The organism is Bradyrhizobium sp. UFLA05-89, assembly GCF_059803475.1.
In genome coordinates, this window is the sequence record NZ_JBANBA010000218.1 from 1 (window position 1) to 4,941 (window position 4,941).

The 4,941-nt window shown below is 61.9% G+C and carries 8 protein-coding genes; 2 read left to right on the forward strand and 6 right to left on the reverse strand.

Going from position 1 to position 4,941, the window contains the following annotated elements; all coding sequences use genetic code 11:
- Positions 1–247 precede the first annotated feature (247 nt).
- From SO139_RS45445 to SO139_RS45470, 6 genes are all read right to left on the reverse strand, one after another.
- Entirely contained in the window at positions 248–463 is a 216-nt protein-coding gene (locus tag SO139_RS45445; protein WP_449377998.1) for a dodecin family protein, read from the reverse strand.
- Between the two features lie 174 nt (positions 464–637).
- Complete coding sequence (locus SO139_RS45450) at positions 638–964, reverse strand: GcrA family cell cycle regulator (protein WP_449377997.1); 327 nt, start codon at positions 962–964, stop codon at positions 638–640.
- Positions 965–997: 33 nt separating this feature from the next.
- Complete coding sequence (locus tag SO139_RS45455) at positions 998–1,180, reverse strand: hypothetical protein (RefSeq protein ID WP_449377996.1); 183 nt, start codon at positions 1,178–1,180, stop codon at positions 998–1,000.
- A 257-nt stretch (positions 1,181–1,437) separates the two neighbouring features.
- Positions 1,438–1,884 carry a DUF2214 family protein gene (locus tag SO139_RS45460; RefSeq protein ID WP_449377995.1) on the reverse strand — a complete coding sequence of 149 codons (447 nt, stop codon included), beginning with the start codon at positions 1,882–1,884 and terminating at the stop codon, positions 1,438–1,440.
- Between the two features lie 182 nt (positions 1,885–2,066).
- Positions 2,067–2,414, reverse strand: a complete 348-nt coding sequence (locus SO139_RS45465) for a hypothetical protein (protein ID WP_449377994.1) — start codon at positions 2,412–2,414, stop codon at positions 2,067–2,069.
- Positions 2,415–2,562: 148 nt separating this feature from the next.
- Entirely contained in the window at positions 2,563–4,095 is a 1,533-nt protein-coding gene (locus SO139_RS45470; RefSeq protein WP_449377993.1) for an acyl-CoA carboxylase subunit beta, read from the reverse strand.
- A gap of 147 nt (positions 4,096–4,242) precedes the next feature.
- Here SO139_RS45470 and SO139_RS45475 point away from each other — a divergent pair, with 147 nt between their 5' ends.
- Together SO139_RS45475 and SO139_RS45480 are read left to right on the forward strand one after the other, a co-directional pair.
- A complete protein-coding gene (locus SO139_RS45475; RefSeq protein ID WP_449377992.1) occupies positions 4,243–4,647 on the forward strand; it encodes a DUF4260 domain-containing protein in 405 nt (134 codons plus the stop codon).
- The gene (locus SO139_RS45480) at positions 4,648–4,860 is read left to right on the forward strand and encodes a hypothetical protein (protein ID WP_449378134.1); all 213 of its coding nucleotides are present in this window, start codon (positions 4,648–4,650) and stop codon (positions 4,858–4,860) included.
- Positions 4,861–4,941 lie beyond the last annotated feature (81 nt).

Genomic DNA, 4,941 nt, shown 5'->3' on the forward strand with positions numbered 1-4,941 from the left:
TCTTGCACAATCGAATACTTACTCACGTCAAAATCACAGCGACAGATCAATCGCTTCCGAATTCTTCACGAGCGACTTCGTAGGGCGGAATGGCGAAGCGTCATCCGCCAAGTGTGCCTTGCGAACAAAAAGGGCGGGTTAGCTTCGCTAACCCGCCCTACGCACTCCAATGGCCTTGAATGGGAGTGCCGCGGCTGAGCGCTTTGGCATGCGCAAGATCCCCTCGCCAGGCGAGGTTTGCTTGAGTTCAGTTGCCCTCGAACTTGAACGACACGTTGAGTTTGGCGCGATAGGCTTCCACTTTCCCCTTCGCGTCCAGCTGCATATCGAGTTTGATGACCTCGGCGACGCGAAGGTCCCTCAGGGATTTTGCGGCTTGCTCGACCGCGTTGCTGGCGGCCTTTTCCCAGGAGTCAGTGCTGGTACCGATCAGTTCTATGACCTTGTAGATGCTCTCAGGCATGTCGTTCTCCCGTTCGGTATGAAGCAGGAAGCAGGTGCTCCCTGCCGCCCTCGAACCTAGCACGGATCGGCGCTCAGAGGACGCGCATGTCGCAGGGCTGACGGGCCCAGGCCGCTTGGCGGTGCTGTGGTGCCCGCTATCGAGGGAGAGCCGCAACGGCGGCGCCGTGAACCGCTAGCCCGTATTCCTGACCGCTTCAGCCAGCATGGCGTAAAGCTGGCGCTTGCTGAATTCCTTGGGCTGCTTGTCTGTTGTCTTGCGCGAGACCTTCTTTGCTGCCGGCTGGGCGCAGGCAGCCGACAACACCGCCTCTTGCCTCCGGACCGACCTTATCTGGGGTTTTGCCGTTGGCGGCTTGTGGCCGCGCTTCAGACCCAAGCGAGTTAGCATGCCGCAGACTGCGTTACGGCTACACCCGAGACGGCGCGCGATCTGCGCGGCACTCTGGCCTTGGCCCCAGAGTCTTTTGAGCAGCGCTACGTCTTTCGCATCCCAACTCATGGGAGATATTGTACGCCACTGCCATCCACTATTCTAGTCTTCGTCCGGTTCGCGTACGACCGCCGGTTCGTCGTCCTCGTCCTCTTCTTCCTCATCGTCCTCCTCGTCCTCTTCATCGTCATCAGGATCCCGGGGCGGCATCGTGCTGCCCTTGATCACCAGGCGACTTCCATCCATCAAGCTGGCGAGAAACTCTTCGGGGGCGTTTGGCTTCATATTGTTGCTCCTCTGGTCTGGAGCTAGAGAGCGCCGGTGGTTAACGGGCCGGACGTCTCGCTATTGTGGGGCCGACGGATTGTCGATGCAGGCCCGTCGCTTCGGCTGCATTGAGCCACGACAACTTATAGCCCATCTTTCGCAGCAGGTCTTCCGCCACGCAATGTCTGCACCGGCCTCGACACCCGGCAAGGAAGGCTGCTGGTATGGGTTCCTCCACGGGCTCGTTTGCTGCGGAGGATCGCCGATGCGGTCGGCTAAACCCACCCTCCCCGCGCCATGATGGCCGCACAGAGCAGGATGACGACGATCGCCGCGAGCTCGCCATGGATGATCGACGTCACCAGCCGCCTGCGTTTCGCGTCGATCACCGGCGCCTTACCCGCCTTGATCGCCGCGGTCCAGGACAGGAATTCCCGTGTCGGAATGATCGACAGCAGGCCGATGATGATGAACAGCGAGAACTTGGTCATGAAGGCGTGACTGTGCAGGTAGTAGTCGGAGCCCTTCTCAAAGAAGAACACCCGCAACGACCCGACCACGAACAGCGCGCCGGCCGCGATGCCGAGCACGAGATCGGTGCGCTGGAGCCTGCGTGCCGACTCCATCGTCAACTCCTGCCGGATCAGCGTGAACTCGATCGCGACTGCCGCAACCAGCGTGAAGGCGCAGAGATGGTGCAGGAAGGCGAACAGCGTGGACATGGCTGGATTTCCCCGGACGGACGTCGATCTCGTCTGCCGCAATGATATAGGCAGTTCCCGCCAATGAAAAATGACGCGAGAGCGGTCGTCGAGGCTGCAAACCCGCCGCTTCTATCGCCACGGAAAGCCGGCGGGTTACGCTGACGCTAACCCATCCTACGCACCGCGCACGTGGCCGCAACTCACATCAACTTCATCGGCGCATCGTGCACCACGCGTAGATTGATCCGGCTGATCAACTCCGCCCGTAGCGCCTCGGCAGCGCTGATCGCGGCGTCGGTCTGGCGCAGCGTGCTGACGTTCGATCCCAGCGACACGATGCCGCCGAGCACCAAGGCAATCGATCCGAGCGCTGCGACCTGACCGGATCCGATCAGGCCGAGGATCGTGACGAGCAGCAATCCGCCGCCACCCGCGATCGCGATCTTCGAGGCCAGAATGAACTTCCGGCATCGTTCGGCGATCTCGGCCAACGCCTCGATCCGCGCTTCGATGTCTGAAATCTCGTCGGTCGGGTCGTCTTCGGTCATCAGGTTCAGGATCGAATCTGTAGGGTGGGTGAGCGTAGCGTAACCCACCGACACTCTGACACGCGGTCGGTTCAGCCGGTGGGTTGTGCTTCCACCTTCGCTCTTCGAGCTACGGCGGACAAGTCGCTAACCCACCCTAGGCTCCCCCTCACAACGGCAAATTGTCGTGCTTCTTCGCGGGAATCTCGACCTTCTTATCCCTCAGCATCGCCAGCGCCCGCGCGATCCGCCGCCGGGTCGAGTGTGGCATGATGACGTCGTCGATATAGCCACGCTCCGCCGCAATGAACGGTGACAGGAAGCGGTCTTCGTATTCCTTGGTGCGAGCGGCGATCTTGTCGGGGTCGCCGATGTCTGCGCGGAAGATGATCTCGACCGCGCCCTTGGCGCCCATCACCGCGATCTGGGCGGTCGGCCAGGCGTAGTTCATGTCGGCGCCGATCTCCTTGGAGGCCATGACGTCGAAGGCGCCGCCATAGGCCTTGCGGGTGATGATGGTCACCAGTGGAACGGTGCACTGCGAATACGCGAACAGCAGCTTGGCGCCGTGCTTGATCAGGCCGCCATATTCCTGCGCGGTGCCCGGCAGGAAGCCCGGCACGTCGACGAAGGTGACGATAGGGATGTTGAAGGCATCGCAGAAGCGGACGAAGCGCGCGGCTTTGCGCGATGCGTCGCTGTCGAGCACGCCGGCCAGCACCATCGGCTGGTTGGCGACGAAGCCGACGGTGCGGCCTGCGATACGGCCAAAGCCGGTGATGATGTTCCTGGCGAAGGCTTCCGAGATCTCGAAGAAGTCACCCTCATCCACGACCTTCAGCACCAGCTCCTTCATGTCGTAGGGCTTGTTCGGATTGTCGGGGATCAGCGTGTCCAGGGACATGTCGATCCGCTCGATGGAATCGAAGCTCGGCCATTCCGGCACGCCGTCGCTGTTGTTCGACGGCAGGAAGTCGATCAGGCGGCGCATCTGGAGGATCGCCTCGACGTCGTTCTCGAACGCGCCGTCGGAAATCGAGGAGCGTGTGGTGTGCACGGAGGCGCCGCCCAGCTCCTCGGCCGTGACCACCTCGTTGGTAACGGTCTTCACCACGTCGGGGCCGGTGACGAACATGTAGCTGGTGTTCTTCACCATGAAGATGAAGTCAGTCATGGCCGGCGAATAGACATCGCCGCCGGCGCAGGGCCCCATGATGACGGAGATCTGCGGGATCACGCCGGAGGCGATGACATTGCGGCGGAAGACGTAGGAGTAGCCCGCGAGCGCCGCGACGCCCTCCTGGATGCGCGCGCCACCCGCATCATAAAGGCCGATGATTGGCGCCCTCGCCTTCATCGCCATGTCCTGAAGTTTTGTAATTTTCAGCGCATGGGTCTCCGAAAGAGAACCGCCGAACACCGTAAAATCCTTTGCGAACACAAAAGTCTTGCGGCCGTTGACGGTGCCCCAGCCGGTGACGACGCCGTCGCCCGGCACCTTGCTCTTCTCCATGCCGAACTCGATGGAGCGGTGCTCGACGAACATGTCGAACTCCTCGAACGATCCCTTGTCGAGCAGCAGCTCGATGCGCTCGCGCGCGGTCAGCTTGCCGCGGGCGTGCTGCGCCTCGATGCGCTTCTCCCCGCCACCGAGCTTGGCGCCGGCGCGGCGTTCTTCAAGGGCGTCCAGGATATGCTTCATTTGCTCCCGCCAGTTCTTAAAGGTGCGATTGGCTGCGGGTTCTAACACGGCATTTTGCGGGCCGGAAAGCCGCTTTGCGCATGCCCGCCGCGCCCGGACGGGCTAAAAAGCCCAAGGAATTACAAGGGCCTATCCCAGGAGATTCAGATGGACGATGCAGTCACGGCAACTGGCGAGGTGACCGGCGGCGTCAAGGTCCTGCTCCGGCTGGAGGGGCTGACGCTGTTTGCCGGCATGATGCTGCTCTATGCGGTCTGGGGCGGGTCGTGGCTGGTCTTCGCCCTGCTCATCTTGGCGCCGGATCTCAGCTTCCTGGCATACCTCGCCGACAGCCGGTCCGGCGCGATCGTCTACAATGCCGCACACAGCTACATGATCCCGGTAGCACTGCTAACGGTGGGCTTTGCGCTGGAATGGCCGCTCCTGCTCTCCATCGCCATGATCTGGCTCGCCCATATCGGCATCGACCGGGCGCTGGGTTACGGCCTGAAATATCAGGCCGGCTTCGGCTTCACCCATCTGGGGCGGATCGGACGCATGGGGAAAGCGTGAATGGCAGGCCCGGGCCGCGCCTTTGCCCGCGATTTGGGCCTTTGGGGCGGATTGACCGTGGTCGCCGTGCCGATCGTGATGCTTCGGCTTGCCCGCTCGCAGTTCGATATCCTGTCGGACGGCTTTGCCAAAAACGGCGACGTGATCTCGCGCGCCATCAGCGAGATCGGCGGCTGCGCGATCGACCAGGCGCTGGCGGGAAAGCAGCCGTAGATTCCTAAAGCGGGATGGGGTTAGGTTGAATCGATTTGGGATTCCCAAATCAGCTTGTTTCTGATTCACCATGCTGGCTGG

Coding starts and splice junctions, on each gene's coding strand:
- SO139_RS45460 (WP_449377995.1), bottom strand. CDS start 1,884: ATGTCCACGCTGTTCGCCTTCCTGCACCATCTCTGCGCCTTCACGCTG.
- SO139_RS45465 (WP_449377994.1), bottom strand. CDS start 2,414: ATGACCGAAGACGACCCGACCGACGAGATTTCAGACATCGAAGCGCGG.
- SO139_RS45480 (WP_449378134.1), top strand. CDS start 4,648: ATGGCAGGCCCGGGCCGCGCCTTTGCCCGCGATTTGGGCCTTTGGGGC.
- SO139_RS45475 (WP_449377992.1), top strand. CDS start 4,243: ATGGACGATGCAGTCACGGCAACTGGCGAGGTGACCGGCGGCGTCAAG.
- SO139_RS45445 (WP_449377998.1), bottom strand. CDS start 463: ATGCCTGAGAGCATCTACAAGGTCATAGAACTGATCGGTACCAGCACT.
- SO139_RS45470 (WP_449377993.1), bottom strand. CDS start 4,095: ATGAAGCATATCCTGGACGCCCTTGAAGAACGCCGCGCCGGCGCCAAG.
- SO139_RS45450 (WP_449377997.1), bottom strand. CDS start 964: ATGAGTTGGGATGCGAAAGACGTAGCGCTGCTCAAAAGACTCTGGGGC.
- SO139_RS45455 (WP_449377996.1), bottom strand. CDS start 1,180: ATGAAGCCAAACGCCCCCGAAGAGTTTCTCGCCAGCTTGATGGATGGA.